This window comes from Bradyrhizobium cosmicum, assembly GCF_007290395.2.
GTDB lineage: Bacteria > Pseudomonadota > Alphaproteobacteria > Rhizobiales > Xanthobacteraceae > Bradyrhizobium > Bradyrhizobium cosmicum.
Map to the genome: position 1 here is coordinate 4,374,547 of NZ_CP041656.2, position 26,311 is coordinate 4,400,857.

General features: G+C 64.3%; 33 protein-coding genes and 1 pseudogene. 17 read left to right on the top strand and 17 right to left on the bottom strand.

Going from position 1 to position 26,311, the window contains the following annotated elements:
* Nucleotides 1-37: 37 nt before the first annotated feature.
* Entirely contained in the window at nt 38-931 is an 894-nt protein-coding gene (locus tag FNV92_RS21135) for a LysR family transcriptional regulator (RefSeq protein WP_143844724.1), read from the bottom strand.
* Between the two features lie 104 nt (nt 932-1,035).
* Between FNV92_RS21135 and FNV92_RS21140 the strand changes: the two genes are divergently transcribed.
* A complete protein-coding gene (locus FNV92_RS21140; protein WP_143844723.1) occupies nt 1,036-1,779 on the top strand; it encodes an SDR family oxidoreductase in 744 nt (247 codons plus the stop codon).
* A gap of 35 nt (nt 1,780-1,814) precedes the next feature.
* Entirely contained in the window at nt 1,815-2,048 is a 234-nt protein-coding gene (locus FNV92_RS21145; RefSeq protein ID WP_015686712.1) for a tautomerase family protein, read from the top strand.
* Between the two features lie 19 nt (nt 2,049-2,067).
* Here the strand turns inward: FNV92_RS21145 and FNV92_RS21150 are convergent, their stop codons facing one another.
* Nucleotides 2,068-2,619: a carboxymuconolactone decarboxylase family protein gene (locus FNV92_RS21150; protein ID WP_143844722.1), complete on the bottom strand. Its 552-nt coding sequence runs from the start codon at nt 2,617-2,619 to the stop codon at nt 2,068-2,070.
* A gap of 69 nt (nt 2,620-2,688) precedes the next feature.
* Here FNV92_RS21150 and FNV92_RS21155 point away from each other — a divergent pair, with 69 nt between their 5' ends.
* The 4 genes from FNV92_RS21155 (at nt 2,689) to FNV92_RS21170 (ending at nt 4,686) form a co-directional block, all read left to right on the top strand.
* Entirely contained in the window at nt 2,689-3,042 is a 354-nt protein-coding gene (locus FNV92_RS21155) for an MmcQ/YjbR family DNA-binding protein (protein WP_143844721.1), read from the top strand.
* Between the two features lie 101 nt (nt 3,043-3,143).
* Nucleotides 3,144-3,299, top strand: coding sequence for a hypothetical protein (locus FNV92_RS21160; protein ID WP_015686715.1), 156 nt, complete (start codon nt 3,144-3,146; stop codon nt 3,297-3,299).
* A gap of 57 nt (nt 3,300-3,356) precedes the next feature.
* A complete protein-coding gene (locus tag FNV92_RS21165) occupies nt 3,357-4,229 on the top strand; it encodes a bifunctional helix-turn-helix transcriptional regulator/GNAT family N-acetyltransferase (protein WP_143844720.1) in 873 nt (290 codons plus the stop codon).
* Between the two features lie 55 nt (nt 4,230-4,284).
* Nucleotides 4,285-4,686: an ester cyclase gene (locus FNV92_RS21170; protein ID WP_143844719.1), complete on the top strand. Its 402-nt coding sequence runs from the start codon at nt 4,285-4,287 to the stop codon at nt 4,684-4,686.
* A 19-nt stretch (nt 4,687-4,705) separates the two neighbouring features.
* On the opposite strand, the gene FNV92_RS21175 is transcribed toward FNV92_RS21170, so the two are convergent.
* A complete protein-coding gene (locus tag FNV92_RS21175) occupies nt 4,706-5,929 on the bottom strand; it encodes an MFS transporter (RefSeq protein WP_143844718.1) in 1,224 nt (407 codons plus the stop codon).
* Nucleotides 5,930-6,085: 156 nt separating this feature from the next.
* On the opposite strand from FNV92_RS21175, the gene FNV92_RS21180 reads away from it, so the two are divergent.
* Complete coding sequence (locus tag FNV92_RS21180) at nt 6,086-6,637, top strand: dihydrofolate reductase family protein (protein ID WP_244623660.1); 552 nt, start codon at nt 6,086-6,088, stop codon at nt 6,635-6,637.
* 111 nt (nt 6,638-6,748) lie between these two features.
* Here the strand turns inward: FNV92_RS21180 and FNV92_RS21185 are convergent, their stop codons facing one another.
* The 4 genes from FNV92_RS21185 to FNV92_RS21200 form a co-directional block, all read right to left on the bottom strand.
* Nucleotides 6,749-7,327: a DUF308 domain-containing protein gene (locus FNV92_RS21185; protein ID WP_143844716.1), complete on the bottom strand. Its 579-nt coding sequence runs from the start codon at nt 7,325-7,327 to the stop codon at nt 6,749-6,751.
* A gap of 108 nt (nt 7,328-7,435) precedes the next feature.
* Nucleotides 7,436-8,020 carry a TetR/AcrR family transcriptional regulator gene (locus FNV92_RS21190; RefSeq protein ID WP_143844715.1) on the bottom strand — a complete coding sequence of 195 codons (585 nt, stop codon included), beginning with the start codon at nt 8,018-8,020 and terminating at the stop codon, nt 7,436-7,438.
* 152 nt (nt 8,021-8,172) lie between these two features.
* Nucleotides 8,173-9,108: an NAD(P)H-quinone oxidoreductase gene (locus FNV92_RS21195; protein WP_244623659.1), complete on the bottom strand. Its 936-nt coding sequence runs from the start codon at nt 9,106-9,108 to the stop codon at nt 8,173-8,175.
* Between the two features lie 44 nt (nt 9,109-9,152).
* Nucleotides 9,153-9,704, bottom strand: coding sequence for a hypothetical protein (locus FNV92_RS21200; RefSeq protein WP_143844713.1), 552 nt, complete (start codon nt 9,702-9,704; stop codon nt 9,153-9,155).
* 120 nt (nt 9,705-9,824) lie between these two features.
* On the opposite strand from FNV92_RS21200, the gene FNV92_RS21205 reads away from it, so the two are divergent.
* Nucleotides 9,825-10,742, top strand: coding sequence for a LysR family transcriptional regulator (locus FNV92_RS21205; RefSeq protein ID WP_143844712.1), 918 nt, complete (start codon nt 9,825-9,827; stop codon nt 10,740-10,742).
* 19 nt (nt 10,743-10,761) lie between these two features.
* Nucleotides 10,762-11,262, top strand: a complete 501-nt coding sequence (locus tag FNV92_RS21210) for a peptide deformylase (RefSeq protein ID WP_143844711.1) — start codon at nt 10,762-10,764, stop codon at nt 11,260-11,262.
* Nucleotides 11,263-11,376: 114 nt separating this feature from the next.
* On the opposite strand, the gene FNV92_RS21215 is transcribed toward FNV92_RS21210, so the two are convergent.
* Nucleotides 11,377-12,135, bottom strand: a complete 759-nt coding sequence (locus FNV92_RS21215) for a TetR/AcrR family transcriptional regulator (protein WP_334266063.1) — start codon at nt 12,133-12,135, stop codon at nt 11,377-11,379.
* Between FNV92_RS21215 and FNV92_RS21220 the strand changes: the two genes are divergently transcribed.
* Together FNV92_RS21220 and FNV92_RS21225 are read left to right on the top strand one after the other, a co-directional pair.
* Nucleotides 12,126-13,265: an FAD-dependent oxidoreductase gene (locus tag FNV92_RS21220; RefSeq protein WP_143844710.1), complete on the top strand. Its 1,140-nt coding sequence runs from the start codon at nt 12,126-12,128 to the stop codon at nt 13,263-13,265. The genes FNV92_RS21215 and FNV92_RS21220 overlap by 10 nt on opposite strands.
* Nucleotides 13,266-13,368: 103 nt before the next feature.
* Complete coding sequence (locus FNV92_RS21225; protein ID WP_015686728.1) at nt 13,369-13,719, top strand: cupin domain-containing protein; 351 nt, start codon at nt 13,369-13,371, stop codon at nt 13,717-13,719.
* 70 nt (nt 13,720-13,789) lie between these two features.
* On the opposite strand, the gene FNV92_RS21230 is transcribed toward FNV92_RS21225, so the two are convergent.
* Together FNV92_RS21230 and FNV92_RS21235 are read right to left on the bottom strand one after the other, a co-directional pair.
* The gene (locus FNV92_RS21230) at nt 13,790-14,671 is read right to left on the bottom strand and encodes an AraC family transcriptional regulator (RefSeq protein WP_143844709.1); all 882 of its coding nucleotides are present in this window, start codon (nt 14,669-14,671) and stop codon (nt 13,790-13,792) included.
* Between the two features lie 249 nt (nt 14,672-14,920).
* The gene (locus FNV92_RS21235) at nt 14,921-16,177 is read right to left on the bottom strand and encodes a serine hydrolase domain-containing protein (protein ID WP_143844708.1); all 1,257 of its coding nucleotides are present in this window, start codon (nt 16,175-16,177) and stop codon (nt 14,921-14,923) included.
* Nucleotides 16,178-16,338: 161 nt separating this feature from the next.
* Here FNV92_RS21235 and FNV92_RS21240 point away from each other — a divergent pair.
* Nucleotides 16,339-16,468 (top strand): annotated as a pseudogene (locus FNV92_RS21240) (NADP oxidoreductase coenzyme); the annotation flags it as partial.
* A 201-nt stretch (nt 16,469-16,669) separates the two neighbouring features.
* Here the strand turns inward: FNV92_RS21240 and FNV92_RS21245 are convergent.
* From FNV92_RS21245 to FNV92_RS34630, 3 genes are read right to left on the bottom strand one after another with little or no spacing between them, the layout of a single operon-like run.
* Nucleotides 16,670-17,053, bottom strand: coding sequence for a hypothetical protein (locus tag FNV92_RS21245; protein ID WP_143844707.1), 384 nt, complete (start codon nt 17,051-17,053; stop codon nt 16,670-16,672).
* Entirely contained in the window at nt 17,053-17,205 is a 153-nt protein-coding gene (locus FNV92_RS21250) for an integrase (RefSeq protein WP_244623658.1), read from the bottom strand. Before FNV92_RS21250 ends, FNV92_RS21245 begins: the two co-directional genes overlap by 1 nt.
* Before the next feature lie 37 nt (nt 17,206-17,242).
* The gene (locus FNV92_RS34630; RefSeq protein WP_416377731.1) at nt 17,243-17,407 is read right to left on the bottom strand and encodes a PIN domain-containing protein; all 165 of its coding nucleotides are present in this window, start codon (nt 17,405-17,407) and stop codon (nt 17,243-17,245) included.
* A gap of 57 nt (nt 17,408-17,464) precedes the next feature.
* Here FNV92_RS34630 and FNV92_RS21255 point away from each other — a divergent pair, with 57 nt between their 5' ends.
* Nucleotides 17,465-19,438: a DNA/RNA non-specific endonuclease gene (locus tag FNV92_RS21255; protein WP_143844706.1), complete on the top strand. Its 1,974-nt coding sequence runs from the start codon at nt 17,465-17,467 to the stop codon at nt 19,436-19,438.
* A gap of 51 nt (nt 19,439-19,489) precedes the next feature.
* Here the strand turns inward: FNV92_RS21255 and guaA are convergent, their stop codons facing one another.
* The gene (gene guaA / locus FNV92_RS21260; protein ID WP_041748945.1) at nt 19,490-21,088 is read right to left on the bottom strand and encodes a glutamine-hydrolyzing GMP synthase; all 1,599 of its coding nucleotides are present in this window, start codon (nt 21,086-21,088) and stop codon (nt 19,490-19,492) included.
* A 149-nt stretch (nt 21,089-21,237) separates the two neighbouring features.
* Between guaA and FNV92_RS21265 the strand changes: the two genes are divergently transcribed.
* The gene (locus tag FNV92_RS21265; RefSeq protein WP_143844705.1) at nt 21,238-21,609 is read left to right on the top strand and encodes a nuclear transport factor 2 family protein; all 372 of its coding nucleotides are present in this window, start codon (nt 21,238-21,240) and stop codon (nt 21,607-21,609) included.
* A gap of 33 nt (nt 21,610-21,642) precedes the next feature.
* On the opposite strand, the gene FNV92_RS21270 is transcribed toward FNV92_RS21265, so the two are convergent.
* Entirely contained in the window at nt 21,643-22,095 is a 453-nt protein-coding gene (locus tag FNV92_RS21270; protein WP_143844704.1) for a winged helix-turn-helix transcriptional regulator, read from the bottom strand.
* Between the two features lie 97 nt (nt 22,096-22,192).
* Here FNV92_RS21270 and FNV92_RS21275 point away from each other — a divergent pair, with 97 nt between their 5' ends.
* The 3 genes from FNV92_RS21275 to FNV92_RS21285 all read left to right on the top strand — a co-directional run bounded on the left by FNV92_RS21275 (nt 22,193) and on the right by FNV92_RS21285 (nt 24,312).
* Entirely contained in the window at nt 22,193-23,449 is a 1,257-nt protein-coding gene (locus tag FNV92_RS21275; RefSeq protein WP_143844703.1) for an MFS transporter, read from the top strand.
* Nucleotides 23,450-23,509: 60 nt separating this feature from the next.
* Nucleotides 23,510-23,842 carry a DHCW motif cupin fold protein gene (locus tag FNV92_RS21280; RefSeq protein WP_015686738.1) on the top strand — a complete coding sequence of 111 codons (333 nt, stop codon included), beginning with the start codon at nt 23,510-23,512 and terminating at the stop codon, nt 23,840-23,842.
* Nucleotides 23,843-24,102: 260 nt separating this feature from the next.
* The gene (locus tag FNV92_RS21285) at nt 24,103-24,312 is read left to right on the top strand and encodes a cold-shock protein (RefSeq protein WP_015686739.1); all 210 of its coding nucleotides are present in this window, start codon (nt 24,103-24,105) and stop codon (nt 24,310-24,312) included.
* A gap of 212 nt (nt 24,313-24,524) precedes the next feature.
* Here FNV92_RS21285 and FNV92_RS21290 read toward each other — a convergent pair whose 3' ends face one another.
* Nucleotides 24,525-25,826, bottom strand: coding sequence for an RsmB/NOP family class I SAM-dependent RNA methyltransferase (locus FNV92_RS21290; RefSeq protein WP_143844702.1), 1,302 nt, complete (start codon nt 25,824-25,826; stop codon nt 24,525-24,527).
* Nucleotides 25,827-25,861: 35 nt separating this feature from the next.
* Nucleotides 25,862-26,233, bottom strand: coding sequence for an MAPEG family protein (locus tag FNV92_RS21295; RefSeq protein WP_041748380.1), 372 nt, complete (start codon nt 26,231-26,233; stop codon nt 25,862-25,864).
* Nucleotides 26,234-26,311: the final 78 nt, after the last annotated feature.

Here is a 26,311-nt window from a genome sequence, read left to right on the forward strand (position 1 = left end):
GTCTCTTAGCGGACGCATGTCTGGATTGCGCCGACGCTCACGGCTTGGCTTCGGCGAAAATGCCGGCGATCCACTCCAGGAACACGCGCAGGCGCAGCGCGAGCTGGCGGTTCTGCGGATAGAGCGCGCAGAGCGGCGTCGGCGACGGCGGATGGTCCGCCAGCACCTCGACCAGCGCCCCGCTCGCGAGATCGTCCGCAAAGCGATAGCGCGGAGCCTGCGCAAGACCAAAGCCAAGCCGCGCGAGGTCGGCCATCGTGTCGGAATTGTTGACGCGAACCCGGCTCGGCAGCACGACATGGCGAAGCGTGCCGGCGATGGAAAATTCCAACGGAAGAACGTCGCCGGTGCGCGAGGAGAGGAAGGCCACCATCTGATGGCCGTCGAGTGCGTCCGGCGTCGCCGGCGTGCCGTGGCTCGCCAGATAGGCCGGGCTTGCCACCGTAATCTCCGCGATGGTGCCGAGGCGACGCAGGATCATGCCGCTGTCCTCGGGCTCGCCTGAGCGGATCACGCAATCGATGCCCTCGCGCACGAGATCGACGAGGCGGTCGCCCTGCCCGATCTGCAAGTCGAGCTGCGGATAGCGCGCCAGGAACGCGGGCAGGTGCGGCAGGATGAAGGTGCGCGTCAGCAAAGGATGCGCGTCGATACGCAACAGGCCGCGCGGTTGTGCATCGCGCATCGCGGCTTCCGCTTCCTCGACCTCCGCCAGGATGGCGACGCAGCGGCGGTAATAGTCCTCGCCGTCGAGCGTCGGCGTGACATGCCGCGTCGTCCGTTCCAGCAGGCGCGCGCCCAGCCGCGCTTCCAGGCCGCGCAGCACCTCGCTCGCCGTCGAGCGGGGAATGCCGAGGTCGGCGGCTGCAGCCGTAAAGCTCTGCCGCTCGACCAGGCGGACAAACAGGCGCATGGCGTCGAAACGGTCCATGGGGTGATTGTTCACCACAGCCGACAAGTGATGGCAAGTCTTGGGCGATTATCCGGCAATGGCGATCGCGTATCTCCCGGTCAGACCTATCGAGGAGACCCACCATGACCACCACCCCATCCCAGCGCGCCGCCATCGTCACCGGCGGCTCCCGCGGCATCGGCGCGGCGATCGCCCGCCGGCTGGCGCGGGACGGAATTGCGGTTGCCATCAACTATGCCAGTGGCCGCGACGCCGCGGACGCACTCGTTGCCGAGATCGAGGCCGCCGGCGGACACGCCATCGCCGTGCAGGCCGATCTTGCCGATCCGGCAACCCCATCGCTGCTGTTCGATGCGGCCGTGCGCGCCTTCGGCGGCGTCGACATCCTCGTCAACAATGCCGGAGTCATGGAACTCGGGCCACTCGCCGAGATGACGGACGCGTCGTTCGCGCGGCAGATGTCGATCAATCTCGAAAGCGTGTTCAGGTCCTTGCGCGAAGCGGCGCGGCGGCTCCGCGACGGCGGCCGCATCGTCAACTTCTCATCCAGCGTGGTCGGCCTCTATCAGCCCGGCTACGGCGTCTACGCCGCGACCAAGGCCGCGGTCGAAGCCATGACGCATATCCTCGCCAAGGAGCTCGGCGGCCGGCGCATCACGGTCAACGCGGTGGCGCCCGGTCCGGTCGAGACCCGACTGTTCATGGACGGCAAGAGCGAGCAGCAGGTGCGCGCCATTGCCGCCATGAACCCGTTCGGCCGCCTCGGCCAGCCCGACGACATCGCCGGCGTCGTTGCCTTCCTGGCCGGCCGCGACAGCGGCTGGATCAACGGCCAGATCATTCGCGCCAACGGCGGCGTGATCTGACACGCAGGACGACACCTCACAGGGAGACGACAATCATGCCTTTCGCCAACATCAAGATCCCGCAGGCCGCGCTCTCGCGAACCCAGAAGGCGGAGATCGTGCATCGCCTCACCGCGCTGTTCGTCGACTATTTCGGCGAAGCGGCGCGGCCGCACACGATGGTCCTGATCGAGGAAGTCCCCGACGGTGGCTATGGCCGCGCCGACGAGGTATTCGTCGTTCCAGACGCTTATCGCGCCGGCGATTCCGTCACGGCAGCTTCAGGCTGAGCGCGCGGGCGACCTCCGCCTACTCGGCGGCCTCGCTGTGGGGAACGCCCTGCTCGACCTCGAGCTGAAGGATGTCGTTGAAGCGGTTGAAGGCGCCGCACAGCGCGATGCGCCAGGTCAGTTCGACGATCTGGGCTTCCGAGAAATGCGCGCGAAGGCGAGCAAAGATCTCGTCGCGGGTCTTGTTCCAGTTGTTGGTAACGGCGATGGAATATTCGACGACGAGCTTGTCGAGCTGATCGAGCTCGGGATGGTCCTTGTAGTCGACGAGGCGCGCGGCGCCCTGCTCCGAAACGCCCTGCACCGCCAATTTGGGCGCGTGATGAGAGACGCAATAGTCGCACTTGTTGAGCAGCGAGACTGTGACCAGCGCAAGCTCGAGATGGCGCTTCGACACCTGGCCTTCGCTGGCGAGATCGACCAGCAGCGACCACATATGTTTGAAGATCGGTAGCCGATGCGCCATGACACCGGCCTGGTTCTCGAACGCACCGTAAGTCGCCATCTTGTCCCACAGCGGCCTCAGCGCCTCCGGCAAATCGTCCCTGGTCTTGATCGAAACGCGCGACATGGCCATTCATCCCTGGTTGGAGGATACATGTTGCCATAACGGCAGCCCCTCCGCCTCGATTGCGATCGCATGACACCCAAGACATTTGAAACGCGCTGCCTGCGCCTGCCTTCCGTCACCAAGGTGGTGCAGTGGGAAGGCACCTCCGTGTTCAAGGTCGGCGGCAAGATGTTCGCGCTCAGCGGTGGCTTTGCCTCGGGTTCCGGCGGCTACATGTTCAAGGTCTCGGACATGGCCTACGCGATCCTGATCGAACATGGCGTGGCACGGCCCGCGCCGTATCTGGCGCGCGCAAAATGGGTGCAACTCGCCGGCAACAACGCGCTGCCGGACGCCGAGCTCACGGCCTATCTGGCGCAGGCTCATGCACTGATCGTCGCCAAGCTCACCCGCAAATCGCGCAAGTCCCTGGGGCTGGACTGACCGCTCCCCAGAACGTGATGGGATGATTACCGTCCTCCCATTGGACTTTTGTTGCACTGCACCTAACTCAGCCGCAGAGCCCATTCGAGATGGAGTGTTCCATGAGCAATCCCAACACCACCGTATCCTCCAAAGCTCATCGCTATGAACTCGTGCATGGCGACGGCGCCGACTTCGTCGCCTACCAGCGCCGCCGTGAGGACGGACTCTGGCAGACCTTTGCGACCTGGATGATTCCCCGCGCGATCTGCAGCTAAAGCGACGAGGCCTGCCGCCGTTGACCGGGAAATGATCTCTGACTAAAGTCAGGTATCATGCTCGATCCCGTTTCCCGCGTCCGCCGCTTCAACCGTGCCGTCACGTCCGCCGTCGGCGCGCTCGATACTTCGTTCCTCGGGCGCGGCCGGCCGCTGGGCGCAGCGCGCGTGCTCAACGCGATCGGCCATGGACGCTCGGATGTTGCCGATATCCGCGACTATCTCGGCCTCGATTCCGGGCTGATGAGCCGGCTGCTGCGCGGCCTTGAGGATGAAGGGATGGTGGAGACCTCCGCGCACGACGGCGATGCAAGGCGGCGCGTGGCGAAGCTGACGCGCGCGGGCCGGCGCGAATTCGCGGCCTATGAGGCGCTGTCGAACACACAGGCGGAGAGCTTCCTGGCGCAACATTCGCGGCGCGAGGCGCTGCTGGCGGCGATGGACTTGGTCGCTTCAGCGTTGACGCGCGAGCGCGTCGCGCTCGCCGAGATGGACCCGCAGAGCGATGAAGCCCGCTATTGCCTCGGCGAGTACTATGCCGAGCTCGGCCGCCGCTTCAAGCAGGGTTTTGACGTCTCATTGTCGCGCGATCCTGACGCCAAGGACATGCGCCGTCCGTGCGGCACGTTCATCGTGGCAATGTCGGACACGCTGCCGATCGGCTGTGTCGGGCTGAAGGGTACGGATCACGGCTACGCCGAGATCAAGCGCCTGTGGGTCGCGCCCGCCGCGCGCGGATTGCGGCTCGGCCGGCTCCTGATGGACGCGACCGAGGATGCCGCGCGCGGGCTCGGCATCGCGCTGCTGCGGCTCGACACCAACAGCGCGCTGGCTGAAGCCGGCCAGCTCTACCGCACCACGGGCTGGCGCGAGATCCCGCGCTTCAACGACGATCCGTATCCGGATCTGTTTTTCGAAAAACGTCTGTAGGTGGGCATCGACTCCCTGGCTGCTGCGTTATGATCAACCTCGCCGGAGCCCGATCATGACAAGAGACGACCTCGCCGACCTCTACCGCGGTTACATCGCCTGCCTGAACCGGCAGGACTGGCCGGCACTCGGACAGTTTGTGCATGAGAGCGTCGCTCACAACGCACGACAGGTCGGGCTCCCCGGTTATCGCGCAATGCTGGAGCAGGATTATCGCGAGATTCCGGATCTGCATTTCAACATCGCGTTGCTGATCTCCGATCCGCCCAACATCGCCGCCCGACTCCAATTCGATTGCACGCCGGCGGGGACATTCCTGGCGCTTCCTGTGAACGGCAAGCGCGTGTCCTTCTCGGAGAACGTGTTCTACGAGTTCCGAGAAGGAAAGATCTGGCGGGTATGGTCGGTGATCGAAAAGACCGCGATCGAAGCACAGCTCTCGCGCGCGGAGAGCTGAGCCAACCAAGCGTGGACGGTCACGCCGTCGCTGGCGCTGCCGCCTCGCCCTGCGGCCTTGCGAACGGCCTGAAATTCATCGCCATCAGGAAGGCGCCGAGGCCCATCGCCCAGGAGGCGACATAGAGCCAGGCGTAGCTGGCGAACGCGTCGTAGATCAGCCCGCCGGCGAGCGGGCCGGTCGCCATGCCGAGGCTGCCGGCCATCGCCGTGCCGCCGATCACCGTGCCCATCATGCGTAGCGGAAAGTTTTCGCGGATCAGCACCGCATAGAGCGGCATGGTGCCGGCATAAATGAAGCCGAAGACGGCGCCGACCACGTAGAACGTCGCGAGCTGATGCGCGACGACATAGGCGAGCGCGCCGAATGCCTGCAGCAGCAGGCCCGAGACCAGCACCCGCTTGGCGCCAAAGCGGTCGCCCAGCAAGCCGAAGGCGATGCGCCCGCCGAGGCCGGCAAAGCCCTCGATGCTGTAGATCGTCACCGCCGCGACCAGCGGAATGCCGCAGCTGACGGCATAGCTGACGGTGTGGATGATCGGACCGGAATGGGTGGCGCAGCAGAAGAAATTGGTCGCGAGCAGGATCAGGAATTGCGGCGAGCGCAGCGCCTCGCCCATCGACATCTCGTTCTGCCCGGCGCCCTCGCCCGCCCGCGCGGCCATGGCGTGCGCGAGCGCGGGCGGACGGCGCACCAGCAGCGCCACCGGGATCATGATGGCGCCGACCACCAGCGCCACGATCTGCATCGCGGTGCGCCAGTCATGGTTGGAGACGAGCCACGCCGCGAGCGGCGCCATCGTCATCGGCGCCACGCCCATGCCGGCCGACACCAGCGACACCGCGAGGCTGCGATGGGTGTCGAACCAGCCGGTGACGGTCGCCATCATCGGCGCGAAGATCGCCGCGCAGGAGGCGCCGGTCAGGAGGCCGAACACGATCTGGAACGTCAGCAGCGACGTCGCATGGCTCGCGGCGAACAGGCTCAGCGTCAGCACGATTGATCCCGTCAGCACGACCGGGAGCGGGCCGAACCTGTCGCTCAGCGTGCCCCACACCATGCTGGTGAAAGCCATCGCCAGAAAGCCGATCGTCATCGCGCCGGAGATGCCGGTGACCGACCAGCCGGTGTCCTTGGCGATCGGCTGCAGGAACACCGGCAGCGAAAACATGCCGCCGATGGCGACACAGCCAAGCAAGCCGCCGGCGGCGACGATCACCCAGCGATAGGAGGAAGCATTCATGTTGGTCTCCCGTCAGATCTGTCTGCGTGAAAGACGGATGGGAACCGCGCGGGCCGACATCGTCGCGGCGGATTTTTGCACGCCTTGACCGTCGTTGCCAAATTCTGGATGTGAAGCTCGATCAGCCCCCCTCCTGCGATGCCGATGGTAACGACATTGAACACATCCTCCAAAAAGACGACCGGCCATGTCTTCATCGCCGCCAGCGTCGATGGCTACATTGCCCGGTCCGATGGCGACATCGACTGGCTGAGCAGATACGCAGCCTCCGGCGAGAACACCGGCTACGACGCGTTCATGGACACGATCGACGGGCTGGTGATGGGCCGCGCCACCTTCGAGAAGGTGCTGTCGTTCGACAGCTGGCCCTTCACGAAGCCCGTCGTCGTCCTGAGCCAAACCCTGTCGCAAGCCGACCTGCGCGCCGACCTCGGCGGCAAGGTCCGGATCTCATCGCTGGCGCCCCAGCCTCTCATGCAGGCACTGGCGCGCGAGGGATGGCGACGGGCCTATGTCGACGGCGGACGGGTGATCCAGTCGTTCCTGCAGGAGAGGCTGATCAGCGACATCGTGCTGACGCGCATTCCGGTACTGCTCGGCGACGGCATCCCCCTGTTTGGCCGGCTCGCAGCCGATCTGCCGCTCCGACATGTGGAAACGACGACGTTCGCGTCCGGGATGGTGCAGAGCCGATACGAACTCGACTGATGCCGCACAACCAAGATCGCAAAAACAACCCCATGCACAGTAGACGGCGCTTGCAGGATCAATGACTTAGGATGTCGGTCCTGCAAGGCCCGGATTTCGGAGGCGGTGGTCTCACATCGCGGCGCGACGGCGCCAGTCGCCGACGGTGAGCCAGATTGCCGAGACGAGGAAATAGAGCGCGCCGACCCCGGCGTAGCCCGTGACGGTCGCGATCGACGGCACCGCGGGCGTGGAGGCCTGGAAGATGAAGAAGCCGCCGGCCAGCGCCGACTGGGCGCCGCTGAGCACCATGGCCCATTGCGCGCCAAAACTCTTCCAGCGCCGGATCGCCGTCCCCAGCTGGAGCAGGCCAGCCAGGATCGCCCAGGCCCCGAACACCGCGAGTACAAGGTTCATGCTCATCTGCAAGGCGATCAGGACCGCGACGGTGGTCGCCAAGCTGGCCAGAACATTGAGCGCCTGCGTGCGGTTCTGCCCGAAGCCCCCGCTGCGCAGGGCATCAACGAAGTTGGCCGCTGCATCCCATGCCGGGTAGAGCACGAGCAAGGCGCCGGCGATCAGCGCCGACGACGATCCTGCGGCAAACGCGGCCGCAACCCAGGCGACGGAGAAGGCCGCGCGGATGAAATAGTATTGCTTCAGCCACCGCTCGCGGTCCGCACGAGCGAGATCCAGTTGATAATGCGTCATTGCAACCTCCTATGTACCTACTAGTTGGTAGTTTCCTCGCGCGCCGCGCGCGCGATCGCGTTCACCCCCAAGTGCCGCGGGGTGTCGTGGTCGTCTCGCCGATCTCTCTCAGTGCTTGCCGGACAGCCGCTCCAGCAGCGGAGCAGTGATCACGCCGAACATCTTTGGATCGCCATAGGCGCGCGCCGACAGCATCGCGCCGTGGATGGTCGCCATGAATCCTTCAGCCTCGACCCGGGGCGGGGCGGAGATTTTCAGTCGCCCCTTCCGTTTGCCGCGCTCCATCACCGATGTCAGCCACGACGCAAGGAAGCGGAAATGCGCGCGGACTTCGAGTGCCACCTCCTCCGGCAGGATCGGAAGCTCGCTGGCCAGCAGCGCGCAGACGCAGAAGGGAGCCGTCGCGTCGGTGATGCACGCCTCCCAATACGCGACATAGTTTTCGAGCTGCGCGCGCGCGTCGGGAATGTTGCGCTCGAGCGCCGCCAGCCCGGCCTGGGCCTCCTCGCGATAGCGCGCCACGAGGGTGCGGACCAGATCGACCTTGCTGGCGAAATGGTGGTGAATGCTCGGCTTGCGGATGCCGACCACCTCGGCAACATCAGCGTAGCTGAAGCCGTTGTAACCGCCCGCGATGATGAGCGTGCGGGCGCACGCCAGAATGTCGTCAGCGGTGGAAGATACATTCGTCATAGGGCATAGCTACCTTCCAGTTGGTAGGGCGTCAAGAATGAGGCGCTTCAACCATCCGTGAGTGGCAAGCAGCGTGGCGCTGCATATGGAGACCCTTACAGATCCCCACTGGATTGAGCACTCCGCCAACGACGTTCCCGGCCAGCGCGCCTTCAGTTGACCGCCAGGACAACCTTTCCAAATCCTCCGCCGCGCTCCACGCTGCGATGGGCATCGGCGGCGCGTTCCAGCGGAAACACCCGGTCGACCAACGGTTTCAGCCCACCCGACACAAACAGCGGCAGGAAACCTTCCGAGAAGCGACGAACCATCGCCCGCTTTTCGTCCACGCCGCGCGATTTCATGACCGTACCGACCAATCGCAAGTGGTTGTGGAGCAGCAGGTTGAGCGGCATCGAGGTGTCGTGCTGGCCGCTCAAAAGGCCGACTTGCACCAGTGTTCCGCCGGGCCGGAGGCTGCGAAGGTTGCGCGGCAGGTAGTCGCCGCCGACGAAATCGATCACGGCGTCGACGCCACCATGATCCGTAAGGCTCGCGACCACGCTTTCGAAATCATCGGCCCGGTAGTCGATCACAGTGGCCGCGCCGATCTCGCCGACATCCGCCAACCGCGAAGCGTTCGCCGTTGCGTAGACGACGGCGCCCAGCGCACGCGCGACCTGCACGCAGGCGGAGCCCACTCCGCCCGCGGCGCCGTGAATGAGCACGGTTTGACCTTGCCTGATGCCTCCGAGATGCGAGACCGCTTCGACCGCTGTGACGAATGATTCCATGATCGCCGCGCCCTCGACGAATGAGACATTGTCCGGAAGCCTGAGCGCCATGTCACGGTCGACCCGGGCGAACTCGGCATATGCTCCCCCGCCCACGATCGCCATCACACGTTCCCCGATCGAGACGTCATCGACTTCGCTGCCGACGCCAACAACTTCACCGGCCAGTTCGAGGCCAAGCAGGTTGCTCTCGCCAAAGCTCTGGTTGCCGTAGGCGCCGGAGCGCTGAAGAATATCCGCGCGGTTGATCCCTGCCGCCTTCACATGCACCAGCAGGTCGCGGGGGCGAATCTCGGGCCTCGGCACCTCGGCCACGCGGAGAACCTCCGCCGGACCGAAGCTGTCATAGACGACACCTCTCATTTCGCCTGCTCCTGCGCCCGGGCCTTGGCGCGGCGCGCGATGCTGGCGGCGAACAACGGCGTCTCGCGGCGATTGTGGTCGCTTCCGGCCGCCTGGCGCGCTTTGGCAGCGTCGTCGAAAGACAGGCTGTGCTTGTCCAGGAATGCCATGAAGACATCGGTCGGGTGTGCCGTGACGCTGTTCGTATAGCGGGTACGTCCTCCATCGACGGTTTCGGCCTTCAGCTCCCAGATCACGTTGACCTGGGTCCTGCCATTGGCCGTGAACACGTCCGAGATTGAATTCATGCGGCAGTAGGTCTTGCCGGCCTCATCAGCGACATAGTGCTGAACGACCAGGCCGGTGCCGATCTGCTCGACGTTGATCATCATGCGGCGTCCGTCGTCGGTGGTGCTGACGCCTGCCGCAATGTGATCAGGCGGGCAGCAACGCAGATATTCGGCTTCCGCGAGCGTGAACAGCCATTCGGCAATGTCCACCTGGTCAAGCGGTACATCAATGTCCGCGGTGTAGGCCGATTGCGACAGGATGCGATCGAGAACCTTCATGATAGTCTCCTTATCAAGGGCTTAGGCCGGCAAGGCCCGCCTTCGAGGGAGGAGATACGGCTTTTGAGGTTTGATGATAATGAACGTTGAACTCGAAACCCTTTTGCGAAAGGCGCAAAGATGAAAGATCCGCGTTTTGCGGAGCATCTGGCCATCTATGTCGACGTGGTTCGTGGCGGGAGTTTCTCCAGCGCCGCGCGTCATCGCGGGGTCACACCCTCGGCCATCGTCAGGCAGATCGACGCGCTCGAGCATAGTCTCGGAGTGCCCCTGCTGGTACGCTCGACCCGCGCGCTCGCGGTGACCGATGCCGGAGAACGACTGTTCGAACGCGCGCAGCGGTTGCTCGATGACCTGGCGGACACGCACGCCGAGATCGCCGCTTTCGATGGCGCGGTCGCCGGCGTTCTTCGCCTTGCCTGCTTTCCGACCTTCGGCAAGCGCTACGTGATCCCCACCCTCGAAACGGTCATGCGGGACCATCCCGGCCTCATGATCGAGCTCGATCTCACTGAACGGCTCGCCGATCCCGTGCTGGAGCGGTTGGACGCCGTGATCCGGATCGGCGAACTTGCCGACAGTACGCTCATCGCGACCAAGCTGGCATCGCAGACCAGGATATTGGTCGCCACTCCGGCCTATCTCGATCGTCATGGTACGCCGACCGTGGGGAAAGACCTCACCGGCCATCGGCTGATTGATAAATTGCACGGCGCCGACCTGCTCGGCTGGACGGACGTGCTCGGTAACCCCGCGGGCACGGCGCCCGAACAGCAAGCCGTGTTTCGATGCGACGATTTCGAAGCGATGCGTCTCGCGGCGCTCGCCAGCATTGGCGTTGCATTCCTCGCCGACTGGGTGGTCGGCCCAGATGTGCGGGCCGGTACGCTGACACGAATCCCGATCGACGGCGAACCGTGGAACGAGACGAAGACCGGCATCTACCTTTTGCGGGCCCTGGCTCAGCCGTCTGCAAAACTGACCCTCCTGACCGCCGCCTTGCGGGAGTCCATCGGGTCGCCGCCGGTGTGGGCGTAGTGCGGATGCCAATCACATCATGACCATCCGCCCCATCATCCGCTACCCCGACAGGCGCCTCGCGATGCCGGCCCGCCCCGTCACCGCGTTCGACGAGGCCCTGCGCGAACTCGCAGCGGATTTGCTGGAGACGATGCGCGCCGCACCCGGCATCGGCATCACCGCGCCGCATATCGGCGTGCCCTTCCGCGTCGTCGTGCTCGAGCTCGACGCCAGGGAGGGTCCGCGGACCTACGTCAATCCGGAGATCACATGGGCTTCGCCCGAGCTGATCATGCACCGCGAGGGCAGCGTCTCGATGCCCGGGGTCAACGACGAGGTCCAGCGTCACGCACGCGTGCGGATCGACTATTGGGATCTCGACGGCACCATGCACAGCGAGGAGTCCGACGGCTTGCGCGCCGTCTGCCACCAGCACGAGATCGACCAGCTCGACGGCATGTTCTGGATCCAGCGGCTGTCGCGGCTGAAGCGGGAGCGGCTGGTGAAGAAGTTCGAGAAGTTGGCGCGGGGTTCGTAGCGGGCGAGCCGAAGGCGTAACCCACAACTGCATTTGCCCGCGGAAAGAAACAGGTGGATGACACCAGCGCACTGCGTTTCGCGCAGCCACGGGCTCATCCACAGACGCTCCGTCTCATCGAACCGCTGTGATGCCGGCAAGGATCAAGTCTACGCCGGCAAGGAATTGCTCGCGATCGTCGTGGTCGCGCAGTTGCGCCGCCATCTGCCGCACGAATGGATACTTCGCAGGATCGAGCGCGGTCCACTGCGCTGCGACGGAGCCGAGAAAAGCCGATCGATCCGTGCCGGGAGCGACGAGCCGGGCGTTCGCAGCGTTCTGTCCGGCGACGCCGAGGATGTAGTGCAGGAGCGCGGTCACGGAGTTGAACTGCGCCGCGCGGGGTCCGCCAAGCGCGTGAAGCTGTCCGCTGACGCTCTCGATGATCTCCAGCGTTGCGGGCCGCCATGGCTCGCGAAAGAGCTGGGAACCGACCCACGGATGCGCATCGATGGCGTCGAACACGCCCAGCGCAATCGCACGGATCGCCTCCTGCGGCTCCTTGCTGCCGGCCACCGCGGTGATGACACGGGCGATGACTTCATCGGCGGCTGCAGCCAACATTTCATTCTTGTCGGCGACGTGCCAGTAGATTGCTCCGCTCCCCGTTGCCAGCCTTCCAGCGAGCGCACGGACGGTCAGAGCGCCCTCGCCGCCGGCGTCGAGGATGTCGATCGCGGCCGCGACGATCCGCTCCCTGGATAGCGCCTCGGTGCGGCGTGCAATTCGGTGAGTCTTCTTCGGCATTGACGCCATCTTGACATGAATGGAACGCCGCTCCAATACTTTGGAACGCCGTTCCATAGCTCTTCGTAAAGGATCCGATGACGCCAACGGTTACGATTGTCGGTGCAGGCCTCGGTGGCCTTACACTCGCACGCGTCCTTCACCTTCATGGCATTCCCGCGACCGTGTACGAGGCCGAAGCTTCGGCAATCGCGCGGACACAGGGCGGGATGCTCGACATCCACAACGACAGTGGACAGCTTGCGTTGAAGGACGCAGGCTTGTTCGGCGAATTCCGCGGGCTCATCCACGAAGGCGGACAAGCCACGCGCGTGCTCGACCCTCAGGCTCGCGTGCTGCTCGACCGACCGGACGACGGCACGGGCGGACGGCCCGAGGTGCATCGCGGTGCCCTGAGGCGCCTGCTGCTCGATTCCCTGCCCGCCGGGGCGGTCCGGTGGGACAAGAAGCTCACCGGCGTTGTCGCGCGCGGCGACGGGCGGCATGAGCTGAGATTTGCCGATGGCTCCAGCTCAAGCACAAACCTGCTCGTGGGTGCGGATGGCGCGTGGTCGAGGGTGCGGCCCCTGTTGTCGAAGGCCGTGCCGGACTATGTCGGCACCTCGTTCATCGAGATGTATCTCCACGACGCTGACATCAGGCACCCGGCGACGGCCGAAGCGGTCGGCGGCGGCGCATTGTTCGCGCTCGCGCCCGGCAAAGGCATTTTCGCGCACCGCGAGCCCGAGAACGTCCTTCACGCCTATATCGCGTTGAAACGCCCGGCCGAATGGTTCTCCGCCCTCGACTTCAGCGACGCCGCCGCAGCGGTCGCGCGCGTCGCGACCGAGTTCGACGGCTGGACGCCGGCGCTGACCGCGTTGATCACCGACGCCGATACGCTACCGGTACTGCGCATGCTCCACACGCTGCCGAACGACCATCGCTGGGCGCGCGTGCCTGGAGTGACGCTCGTCGGCGATGCCGCGCATTTGATGCCGCCCGCCGGCGATGGCGCGAACCTCGCCATGCTCGACGGCGCCGAGCTCGGGAAGGCGATCGCCGCGCGTCCCCGCGACATCGAAGCTGCGCTTGCGACTTACGAAAATGTGATGTTCTCCCGCAGCCAATCGGCCGCGACCGGCGCGCATCAGATCCTCGAGCTCTGCCTCGGCGAGCGCGCGCCGTTCAGCCTGCTCGAGTTCTTCAGCGGCATGCGCGGGCCGGAGCGCGGCTGAATCGTTCCAACCACGCCTGCGTCAAACCGCCCCGCAAGGCGAACAAAAGCGCCTGCCCGAACGTTTACTTCACTCCGCCCGCTTCTTACAGGATGGAGCATTCATGAAAGTTCGCAAATTCGCCATCGCCGACGCTTCGCTCGAACGCTCACCGGGGCAGGACGGCGACATCTTCGCCGGTAACGTAATTGACCAGCACCATGGCGGGCCAATCACCATCGGCTTCGGCCGCTACGGACCGAATCAGAATCTCGACGAAAAGCTCTCGGTCGACGATGTCATGCTCGTCTTGGAAGGAAAGCTCTCGGTCACCAGCGACGGAAACACGGTCACCGCAGGTCCCGGGGAGATCGTCTATATGCCGAAGGGCGAGACGGTCACGATCCGCTCGCACGAGCAAGGCGCGGTCACCGCCTACGTTACCTATCCCCATTGGCAGGAAGCGCGCGGCTGAGCCGCGAGCCTGATCATTGCCGACGGCCTGTCGCTTTACTGACAAGAAGAGGCAGGCCGCGGTCAAAGCGCTATTTCAGAGGAAGAAAGACGTCCGCGACCGTCTCGTGCTCAGGCACCTCCGGGAAGAAGCTCAGCCGCTGGCAATAGATCGGGAAGTCGCGCACTTCCTCGCCGCTGGCCGGAAGCCAATCGCGATAGAGATAGAGCGCGGCGGGCTCCAGATTGTCGGTGTAGCCGACCACGCGCAGCACGGCGCAACGTCCGCCGGGGATCCCGCCGGCCTTGATCGCCTCGCTGAATCCCGCGACCGGCTGGTCGGTGCCGACACAGAGGTCCACGCTGTAGTCAGCCGGCGAGGCAGGACGCCGCTCGGACCGCCAGACATTGTAGGTTGGACTTGTGCTGGGGTGCAGGTTCGCCGCCTTGCGGCAGGCAATGAACCTCTGGATGGTGGCGCGAAGTGCTTCGGGGCTCCCCCGATGCTCCATGATCGCCACCTTCGTGGGTGGCACATCGCGGATCGTCACGTCGTTGGTGGAAAAAATCGTCTGCATCAGCTTGCTCCTCGCGTTGTCGAGAGGCCCGAAGGCCGCAAGCCACGGCTCCCACACAGGCGATTTCCGGAACGACGACGGCGACTGCCCGAGCCGTTGCCGAAAGGCGCGGGCGAAGGCATCGGGCGCGTCGTAGCCGGCATCCATCGCGATGTCGGTAACATCGAGGGCGTCAGCGTAGGCCAGCTGATGCGACGCGCGCTTCAGACGGGCGAGCTGGACGTAGCGATGCACCGACAGCCCGAAGGTCGCCGTGAACTGCCGGTGGAAATGGAATTTCGAGAAGGCGGCGACAGCACTCAACATGTCGAGGTCCAGATCGGCGTCGAGGTGACGGTCGATATGGTCCAGCACCCGCCGCATCCGGTCCTGATAATTTTGCAGCGCCGCCTTCATCGTCCCAGCTCCGTGGCTGAATACAGTTAGCCGCGGACGGCCATGATGCGCTCGACCGATCTTGCGGTTTGTCAGGGTGCTCCCCGTGGCATCCGTTGACCTCCGCTGTCGTCGCCCGGCTCGACCGGGCGACCCTGTACGCCGCGGCCTCTCGGCTCGTTCACGATCGTCTCTGAATACTGGACCGCCCGATCAAGTCGGGCGATGACACCGAGTATGTTGCACCAAGAGACGATTCAGCAGTCGGCCCTACCCGCCCGCCATCAATTGCTTCGCCAGCGCCATGTAGGCCGGCAGCGTCACGGGATCGTTGGCGGCGTTGCCCGCCACAGGATGCGAGGCGTAGCGCGCGATCACCATCTCGGCTTTGGGATCAATGTAGATGCCCTGGCCGTAGACGCCGCGCGCCATGTAGGCGCCGTGGGCGTTGTGCGTAACCCACCATTGGTTGCGGTAGGACGCGCCCGGCAGCGTGGTGTAGCCGGCCGGCTTGAATTTTTCGGGGTCGCCGCCGCGCGCGATATCCTCGACGACGGTTTCAGGCACGATCTGGCGGCCGTTGAAGCGGCCATGATTGCGCATGGTCTCGCCGAAGCGGGCGAGATCGCGCAACGTGGTGGAGAGACCGCCGCCGCCGCTTTCGGTGCCGATGCGGTCGACGTGATAATGCGCGTCCTCCTCCGCGCCCATCGGCTGCCAGATCCGCTCCGAGAGGAAGTCGGACAGCGTCATGCCGCTGGCACGCCTGATGACCCAGGCCAGCACATCGGTGTTGACGGTCTTGTAGGCGAAGGCCTTGCCGTGCTCGCCCTGCTTCGTCTGCGCGACGAGGAAATCGAAAATGGTGGTCGGGCCGTCATAGTCAGGCGGGATCGGCGCCATGCCGTTGGCGCGCCGCAGTCCCCAGACGTGTGAATTCTTGTCGGTGTAGACCTCGGTGTATGCGAGCCCCGTGGTCATATCCATGACCTCGTGCACACGCGCATCGCCGAACGCGCTGGCCTTCAGCTCCGGCACATAGTCCGTGACGGGCGCCTGCGGATCGATCCTGCCCTCGCTGACCAGAATGCCGCCCAGCACACCGGTGAACGACTTCGTCACCGACATCCCGATATGCGGCTTGTGCGGCTTCAGCGCGCCGAAATAGCGCTCATAGATCAGCCTGCCCCGATGCAGCACGGCAATGCCGTCGGTGTAGGTCTCCTCCAGCATCTTTGCGAAGGTCATGGGCCGGCCGTCCATCGTAACCGAAGTGACCGCGCCGATGTCGTGGTCCTCGCGCGGCAGCGGCGACGCCGGCCCTGCCCCGCGCCAGACGTTCACCGTGGGCACCAGCTGGCGGATGTTGCTCCAGGCCCAGCGCAGTTCGGGGAAGCTGCGGAACGAGCCGTCCTGGAAGGTGATGAGGCGGTCCGGGGACGGCGGGAAGCCGCGCATCCAGCCGAGCGTTTCGGGATCGGTTTCTTTGGCGGTGGATGGGCTGGCGGCGGGTGTGGCGGTAGACATGGACAATGGCTCCAGACGTGCGGCGCGGATGTCGTAGCATCAGATGAAATGGCGGACATCCAGCGTTTGTGCCGGGCACCTAAGCGCCGGACACCGGCGGTGCAACGGTTGAGCACCGGCGCTCGAAGCGAAATCGCGACGCTGGATTAGTATCCCGCTGTTTGCAAAAGTCGGTGACCTTCGCACCCATCAAGCTCGCGAAAGCTGAACAAGAGCGGCGCTCAGGTGCACGCACGCGGCCGCGTCTGGGGCCAGCTGATCTTCCAAGATTTGTTTTGGAAGGAGCCGTAATCGATCTACGGCCGGGTGATGGAGGCCGAAAGCTGGTCGCGCGCGCCGTTCGAAGAGAGCTCGTAGGGCGGATTTGCGAAGCGTAATCCGCCATGTTGTGCACGACTCGACGGAGAGATGGCGGATTGCGCCTTACGGCTAATCCGCCCTACGAGACTGCGACCGGTAAATTCCAGTTCTTCAGCCTGCAGTGCAGCCGGATCACTTCTTAGTCGCGCCCTCGGATGGCAGCGCTACCGACCCGCCGATTTTTGTCGAGACCACGTAGACGTCGACGCCGCTCATCGAGCATTCCTCGCTTGATGCCTGATTTTTCGTGATGACCTCGATCGTCTTGCCATCCCTGGTGTGAAACGTGATGTCGTAAACCTGCTGGTGGAGGTCTTTGCCGATCTTTTCGGATGCGAGACGAACGGCCTTGGTCTGCGCCTCGATCACTGACGGGATATCAATCAGGCCGGCGTTCTTGAGGTGCACGAGGGCCATGTTGGTGGGCCAACTCGCGCAGTCCGGAGACTTCGCGAGAGCCACCGCAGCCGGCATGGCAAATATTGCGGCCACCACCACTTTCAACGCGGAGCGCATCAATGCAAGTCCTTGATGGTGTGGTCGCCACTTTTCCGGATCTGCGTGCCCATCTTGATGGGCAGGACGGCAGCGACCATGCCGTCGCGGTCGCCGCGCTTGCAAAGCTTCTCGCCAGGCTTGAGCTTCTGAAGTCCCATATCGGTCAACAAGGCCTTCTCCGTTCGGTTCGCCGCCAGAAACCATAGGTCATGATGGTACCTCCTTTGCGCCGGCTTCGGCCAGCGCACGCATGAAATTCGGCGTCGACCAGGTCGCTACGCCGGTCCTCGCGAAGTCGCGGTCCGTCGTCCAGACGACAGCACGGCATGCCTGGACAGGAACACGGATTGTAGTGTTATAAGTCAGTTGCATTATCTTGATTTACTCGTCCTGCCTGCATTTTGGTTTGGTGAATTTCGGAGGGTGACGGTGATAGACGAAGAAGCCGACGCAAAAGAACCTCGCAAAGATATCGTAGCAACGCAGTCGAGCGCTCTTTCGCGCGAGGCTGAAAAGATGGTCGGCGAAACATCCACTTACGCTACGCCCGCCATGCGGCAAGAACGACGCGCCCGCGCCTCGGCGGACAAGCGGTTTGCCCTTCGTAAAACGCTCGTCGAACCCGACCGCAGCGACCCAAACGGGTTCGAGCGCATCATCGGCAACAGCGACCTGATGTCGATTAACTTCCTAGATCGCGGCAGGCGGACGGCGGCGGCGGTTTGCCGAATCAAAGTGCCGAGCGACGGCGGCGCCTGGTACGGCACGGGCTTTCTTGTCGGGCCTCGCCTCCTGCTCACCAACCATCATGTGCTCGGCAATGCCGACGAAGCAAGCCAGGCCGAAGCTGAATTCGGTTATGAGCACGACTTCGACGGCGTATTGCAGGAGCCGGTCCGCTTCAATTTGCGTCCGCACGAAATTTTCTATACCAACGCCGAACTCGATTTCACATTCGTCGCCGTCACACCGCTCTCGGACGAATGCGTGCCGATCGCCCGTTACGGAATCCTGCCGCTCATTCCCCTCTCCGGCAAGGCCGTCGACGGGGAATGGGTTACGATAATCCAGCATCCCGGCAGCGAACCAAAGCAAATCGCGATCCGCGCCAGTCAGGTCATCGGGCTCGACCCCAGGTATGTGCCAGGGGTCGATCTAGATCATTTTATTCACTACTCGACCGACACCGAACCGGGCTCATCTGGAGCGCCGGTTCTTAACGACCAATGGCAAGTGCTGGCCCTGCACCACAAAGCGGTGCCGGCGCCAGAAAATCCGGAAAGCGAAAGCAAAGAACCGACATGGATCGCCAACGAAGGTGTGCGGATCAGTGCGATATTCAAGCACCTGAAAGGCGAAAGGTTCGCGAAACCGCAGGCCGGGCTGGTGCTTGACCGTCTCGACCTGTCGCTCGGGTTTCCGGCACTGGGTAACAGCGCGACACCTGGAGAATCGTTGCTTGAGGCCGATCGCCGCCCGCTCGACCCGGCGAGATGGGCGCACGTCTCCGGCTATGACGCGTCGTTTCTGAGTGAGACGATTGCGCTGCCGAAAATCTACGCGCCCGCGCGCGCAAAAAATCTGGTCGCGCCACTGCTGGACGGTTCAGGTTACGAACTCGTCTATCATCACTTCACGTCCGTGATCCGCGCGGATCGTAAATTTCCCTTGTTCACCGCGGTGAACATCGACGGCGACAGACTGGTTCATCCTGGAAAACGCAAAGACACGTGGCGGCGCGACGCTCGCATCGCCGATGAATTTCAGCCCGACGGCGACTTTTACGAAAAGGCCAAAGGAACAGACCCGGTGCAGTTCAGCCGCGGCCATCAGGTACGGTTGCTTGACCCTTGCTGGAGCACTTTGACGAAGAAAGCAAATGCGCTGGCGGAGTCTCAACTGGCGTCCGAGGATACGTTTCATTATACGAACGCGGCGCCGCAGGTTCAGGGCTACAACGACATCGACTGGGGCGATCTAGAAGACTACCTGCTCGATAAGGCGCAGACATCGCACAAGCGCCTCACCGTCTTTACCGGACCGATCTATCGTGATGACGACCCGATGTACGGCAAGGCGCGCAAAGGCGGCCCATGGAAGATTCCATTGTCGTTCTGGAAAGTCGCCGTGCTGCAGAAGACACCCACAAAGGTCGCGGCTGCCGCCTTCATCATTGGCCAAACGCAATACGTTCAAGCGCTGTTTGAGGCCAAGGTTTTCTCCGGGCTGAAGCCTTACACCCCCAACGAACTCCACACCATGCACATCCAGACGACGGTTAAAACCATCGAGACGGAAACCGGTCTCGATTTTTCGGCGGTACGTCCCTTCGATTCGCAAGGCGGCCTCGAATCGACCCGGCAAACCCGATGGCTCAATGATAGCAGTGACGTAATCATTTGACCGGATCAAACTCGCGACGGAAATCAATCGGCTGCGTCGCGGCGCGGCCTCTCACTCCCACTCAATCGTTCCGGGCGGCTTGCTCGTCACGTCGTACACCACCCGGTTCACGCCCTTCACCTCGTTGATGATGCGCGTCGCGGTCTCACCCAAAAACTTCATGTCGAACTGGTAGAAGTCCGCGGTCATGCCGTCGGTGGAGGTGACGGCGCGGAGGCCTACGACGAAGTCATAGGTGCGGCCGTCGCCCATGACGCCGACCGTCTTCACCGGGAGCAGCACCGCAAAGGCCTGCCAGATGTCGTCGTAGAGGCCGTGCTTGCGGATCTGGTCGATGTAGACGGCGTCGGCCTTGCGCAGGATGTCGAGCTTGTCCTTTGTGATCTCGCCGGGGCAGCGGATGGCAAGGCCCGGCCCGGGGAACGGGTGGCGGCCGACGAAGATTTCGGGCAGGCCGAGCTCGCGGCCGAGCTTGCGCACTTCGTCCTTGAACAGCTCGCGCAAGGGCTCGACGAGCTTCATGTTCATACGTTCAGGGAGACCGCCGACATTGTGGTGCGACTTGATCGTGACCGAAGGGCCGCCGGTGAAGGAGACGCTCTCGATCACGTCGGGATAGAGCGTGCCTTGCGCGAGGAAGTCGGCGCCGCCGATCTTCTTGGCCTCCGCCTCGAACACCTCGATGAAGAGACGGCCGATGGTCTTGCGCTTGGTTTCGGGGTCGGTGACGCCTTCGAGCTCGCCGAGGAATTGCTTGGACGCATCCACGTGCACGAGCGGGATGTTGTAGTGGTGGCGGAACAGGTCGACGACGGTCTTGGCTTCGTCGAGGCGCAGCATGCCGTGGTCGACGAACACGCAGGTGAGCTGGTCGCCGATGGCTTCGTGGATCAGCACGGCCGCGACCGCTGAATCGACGCCACCGGAGAGGCCGCAGAGCACCTTGCCCTTGCCGACCTGGGCGCGGATCTTGGCGATCTCCTCCTCGCGGAAGGCACGCATGGTCCAGTCGCCGGAGAGGCCGGCGATCTTGCGGACGAAATTGCGGATCAGCTTGGCGCCGTCCGGCGTGTGCACCACTTCGGGGTGGAACATCAGGCCGTAATATTTGCGCGTCTCGTCCTGGATGATCGCGAACGGCGCGTTCGGCGAGGTGCCGGCCACCGAGAAGCCCGGCGGCATCTTGGTGATGCGGTCGCCATGGCTCATCCAGACCTGGTTCTTGCCGCCCGGCGACCAGACGTCCTCGAACAGCTTGCTCGGCGCCTTGACCTCGACATCGGCACGGCCGAACTCGCGGTGGTGGCCGCCCTCGACGGTGCCGCCCAGTTGCTCCGCCATGGTCATCTGGCCGTAGCAGATGCCGAGCACCGGCACGCCGGAGGCGAAGATCAATTGGGGCGCCCGCGGGGAGCCTGCCTCATGCACCGACTCCGGCCCGCCGGAGAGGATCACCGCTTTCGGCTTCATCTCCTTAAAGGCCTCTTCGGCCTTGTTGAACGGGACGATCTCGCAATAGACGCCGTCCTCGCGCACGCGACGCGCAATCAGCTGCGTCACCTGGCTGCCGAAGTCGACGATGAGAATCTTGTCATGCGCCGAGGCCACGGAGGGCGTCGACGCGGAGCGGTCGTGCTGTGCTGCTGTCATGGCAAGCAGATACGCGACGTGCGACCGGCCCGCAACCGCGCGCGGCACGCACCCACATTCTTCTTTGGGCATGGACAAACGTAAATAGGTAAGTATTATTGACCTAATTTGCTCCGGTTCACACAGGAGCCCAATCAGGGAGAACGTTCATGTCACAACACCATCAGCCATCAACGCTTGCCGCGCTCAGCCACACCTGGGTTGAGGCCTGGAATGCGCGCGATCTTGAGCGCGTGCTCGCGCTTTACGCCGAGGACGCCGTGATGACGTCCGACCGCATCCCCGTGATGGGGTTCGATGCCAGCGGCACCGTGCGCGGCAAGGACGCGTTGCGGGCCTATTGGGGCAAGGCGCTCGGGCTGATCCCGAACCTGCATTTCACGGTGATCGACGTGTTCGTCAGTCCGGACAGCGCGGTCGTGTTCTACGAGAACGAGCGGGGCAAGCGGATCTGCGAATATCTGCGGGTGAACGAGGCCGGGCTGATCGTGCAGGGCTCGGCGAACCAATTGCCGCACTGACGTCGCGATCCAGTTGAGGAGGCCCGCGCGCATTCAGCGCTTGCGCGCGCCGACCTTTCTCACCCTGGTGTCGGACCATGTCAGCGGCCGGCCCGCCCGCGACGGAAGCACGAGCTTGCCGACCCGCTGGCCCGCCTCGTCCACCAGATCGGAATGCACTTCGCCTCGGGCATACAGATTGGCTTCACCCCACTGGCGCAGGCTGACGACGACCGGAAACAGGTCGCGCCCCTTCTTCGTCAGCGCATATTCCTGATAGGCACTGCCGTCGGAGGCCGGCACCGGCTCGAGCACGCCAAGCTCCACCAGCCTGTACAGGCGCGCGCTGAGCATGCCCTTGGCAATGCCCAGATTCTTCTGGAAGTCGCCGAACCGGCGCAGGCCATCGAAGGCATCGCGCACGATCAGCAGCGACCACACGTCCCCGATGGCGTCGAGTGCGCGCGCCACCGGGCAGCTCGCGTCGGCAAAACCGGTCCGCTTCATTCGCAGCCCCCTTCAAGCTGGTCCCAAAATAAGACTAGACAGCGCATGATGCAACTGGTCTTATTTTAAGACCAGATCGAATAGGCCGGAGACGACGATGACGGGGAACGACACCACGACAGCGGGCCTGGAAGCCGGTGATATGACCGGGCGCGGGCTCTCTGGCGCAATGGCGCTGCTGTTCGCGCTGACCTGCGGCCTGAGCGTCGCCAACATCTACTTCGCGCAGCCCCTGCTTGACGCCATGGCGCACGATCTCGACATCGCGCCCGCTGCGATCGGCATGGTGGTGACGTTCACGCAGATCGGCTACGCGTTCGGCCTGATCCTGATCGTGCCGCTCGGCGATCTCCGGGATCGCCGCAGCCTGATCGTCGGCCAGACGGTGCTCTCAGCCATCGGGCTCGTGGTCATCGGCACGGCGTCGCACGCCGCGGTCCTGCTTGCGGGGATGGCGCTGGTCGGCGTGCTCGCCGTCGTCGTCCAGGTCCTCGTTGCGTTTGCGGCGACGCTGGCGACGCCGGACGGCCGCGGCCGCGCCATCGGCACCGTCACCAGCGGCGTTGTCGCGGGCATCCTGCTGGCGCGGTTCGCCTCCGGCGCGCTGGCCGATATCGGCGGCTGGCGCATGGTCTATTTGGTCTCGGCCGGCCTCATGCTCGCCCTCGCCGCCCTGCTCCTGCGCGTGCTGCCGTCCGACCGGCCCGCCGCGATGGCCGGAGCGTCCTATCCGTCGTTGCTGCGCTCGACGGCCTCGCTGTTTGCCGAGGAGCCGCTGCTGCGAGAGCGCGCATTGTTTGCGTTTCTGATCTTCGCTGATCTTAATGTATTCTGGACCTCGATCGTGCTCCCGCTCTCGGCGCCTCCCCTCGCTCTGTCGCACACCACGATCGGGCTGCTCGGCATCGCCGGATTCGCCGGAGCACTTGCGGCGCGAAACGCCGGACGCCTCGCTGATCTCGGATGGGGTCAGCGCACCACCGGCCTCTCGCTGATGCTGATGCTGGCTGCCTGGGCTCCGATCGCCTGCCTGCAAACCTCGCTGTGGCTCGTGGTCGCAGGCGTCATCATGCTGGATTTCGGGCTTCAGGCCGTGCATGTGACCAGCCAGAGCCTGATCGTCGCCGCGCGCCCGGATTCGGCCAGCCGACTGATCGGGGGCTACATGGTGTTCTACTCGGTCGGAAGCGCTGTCGGCGCGATCACCTCGACGATGGTGTACGCGATGGCCGGCTGGACCGGCGTGTGCATGCTCGGCGCCGGGATCAGCGCCGCCGCTCTGCTGGCCTGGGTCATGATTGCAAGCAGGATGCAGGTGCCCCACCCCTGCGCATTGACGCAACAGCAAAGATGAGGACTGCGGCGCTCGCATCCGATAACAAGGGCTCCGCCGGCATAAAGACAGGATTCCACCATGAAACTCCCCACCTCCCCCTTCACCGTCACCGACTGGAGCAAAGTCGAGCCGACCACGCATGCCGGCGAGACCGGCCAGGCGCTGTGGCGCACGCTCAACACCGGCGATCTCCGGGTGCGGATGGTGGAGTATTCGCCGGGCTATCTCGCCGACCATTGGTGCGACCGTGGCCACGTGATCTTCGTCGTGAAGGGCGAGCTCGACAGCGAGCTGCGCGACGGGCGCAAATTCAAGCTCACCGCGGGCATGAGCTACCAAGTCTCCGATTTCGGCGACCCCGCGCACCGGTCGTCCACGGCCACCGGCGCCACGCTTTTCATCGTGGACTGAGGCACGCCGGGTCGGTTCAATTGCACCGCAAAATAGCAAAGTCACGCGACATGCCGGGGCGCGGGTGGTGCCTTGAAGTAGCCCAAAATCTCGCTATAATGTGATCATCGATACTTGGCCGAACGACTGGGCCGCTTCGCTTCGTTGCAGACGGGCGCGCACGCTTCAGATGACTTCTCCAAACATCGACTGAACAGGATCATGGGCGCAGCGACGCGTTCCGGTCCGCGTGCGTACCATCTCTAACAAAGGAAATTCCCATGGCTATGGGCACCGTGAAGTGGTTCAACACCCAAAAGGGTTATGGTTTCATCCAGCCGGACGACGGCCAGAAGGACGTGTTCGTCCACATCAGCGCTGTCGAACGCGCCGGCCTGTCGACCCTCAACGAGGGCCAGAAGGTCTCGTTCGACATCGTCGCCGACCGCCGCAGCGGCAAGTCGTCGGCTGATAATCTCCGCGTCGGCTAACGCCCGCGCACCGTTCTGAGCTCGGACGTACCGGCAGAGCGCAACTATTGGAAAGCCCCGCGACCGGGATCCGGTTTGCGGGGTTTTTGTTTTGGCCCTGTCATTCCGGGGCTCGCGAAGCGAGAGCCCGGCATCCATCAGGCCGCAGGGACTGCCCAGCGATGGATTCCGGGCTCGCCCTGCGGGCGCCCCGGAATGACGAGGGCGCAAGATCAGGCCGTCTTCTTCAGCACCGACACGAAAAACCCGTCCGTCCCGGTCCGCCGCGGCGTCATCAGCCAGCCCTCCGGCGACTGCAGCGCGGCGTCCGCGAACGCTTCCGCCTTGTCCCAGAGCACGCTGGCGGTCTGCTCGGGCGGAACGACCGCAAACCCGGGATGCCGCGCGACGAATGCCCTCACCTGCTCGCCATTCTCTTTAGATAGCACCGAGCAGGTGATGTAGGCGATGCGGCCGCCGGCCTTGACCAGCGGCACGGCGCGATCCAGCACCGCGGCCTGGTCGCGCAGGCGGATCTCCAGCGCGCCCGGCCGCATGCGCCATTTGGCGTCGGGGTTGCGGCGCCAGGTTCCGGTTCCGGTGCAGGGCGCGTCGATGACGACGAGGTCGGCGGTGCCGCTGATGTCGGCCAGCGGATCGACCTCACCCTTGGGCGTGCGGATATCGGCGTTGTGGACGCCGGCGCGCGACAGCCGTTCATGGATCGGCGCAAGCTGGCGCTTGTCGCTATCGGTCGCGATCAAGCGGCCCTTGCCCTGCATCATCGCGGCCAGCGCCAGCGTCTTGCCGCCGGCGCCCGCACAGAGATCGATCACCTGCTCGCCGGGCTTTGCCGCGGTGAGCTGGGCCGCAAGCTGCGATCCTTCATCCTGCACTTCAACGGCGCCCTTGATGAAATCCTCTTCCGACTGGATGCCGGGATTGCGCGCATCGGCCGAAAGCTCGATGCGCAGGCCGTTTGCCGACCAGGGCGTCGGTTTCGCATGAAGATGAGCAAGCCCGCGCAGCACCTTGTCCCGATTGGACTTTAGCGTGTTGACGCGCAGGTCGAGCGGCGCCCGGCTCGCCATCGCGGCGGCCTCGGCAACGCGGTCCTCGCCGAACGCTTTCGCCAGATGGGAATCGAGCCATTCGGGATAGTCGCCGGCGATGGCGGCCGGAGCATCCTTCAGGGAACGCGAGGCGAGCGCCGCCTGCTCGGCGTCCGTCAACGGCGCCGGCGCAAACCGGCTGCCGTCGAACAAGGCGGCCATGGTGGCCGTATCCATGTTGCGCTCGAGGCGGAGCATGCCGATCAGCCGCGCCCGCGCGGTATCGGCATCCATCAGCCAGGCGCTCGAGGCATAGCGGCGCAGCACGTCCCAGACGAGGCCGGCGATCGCGGCACGGTCGCCCGAGCCGGCAAAGCGGTGCGCGGTGCCCCACTCCTTCAGCGCCTTGGCCGCGGGCACGCGGTCTTTCTCGATGGTGTCGATCAGTTCGATGGCTGCGGACAGCCGGGCAGCGGGAGTCATTTGAATCTTTCAGATTGGATCCGGCGCCCAAGCGCCTAGATCAGCAACAGCATTTTCAGCGCGAAGTAGATCCACATCGCCAACAGCACGAGCACGCCGGCGAGCCAGACCGTCGAACGCGGACCGGGCTTGTCGGAGGAGGCGAAGATGCCGGCATGGGCAAACCGCGTCACCACGAACACCCAGGACATCAGCACGATGAAAAGATCTGCATGGCGGAGCGGCAATGCCAGCGCGATCAGGGCGTAGAACAGCACCGGCAGCTCGAACTCGCCAAGCGCAATGTCGGGGCTCCTGGCCTCGCCCGAGACCGACGCCTTGCGGCGCCGGAACACCACGCCGATCAGGAGCGCGAAGGTGAGACCCACCTGCACGAAGACAGGCAGCAAAACCATTTGAATGGACATCGGAACTTTCCCGTCAGGCGGCATGCCGCGGACCCGTCATTAGCCGCGACTTCTGGCGCTGACAATCAACCAGTTGAA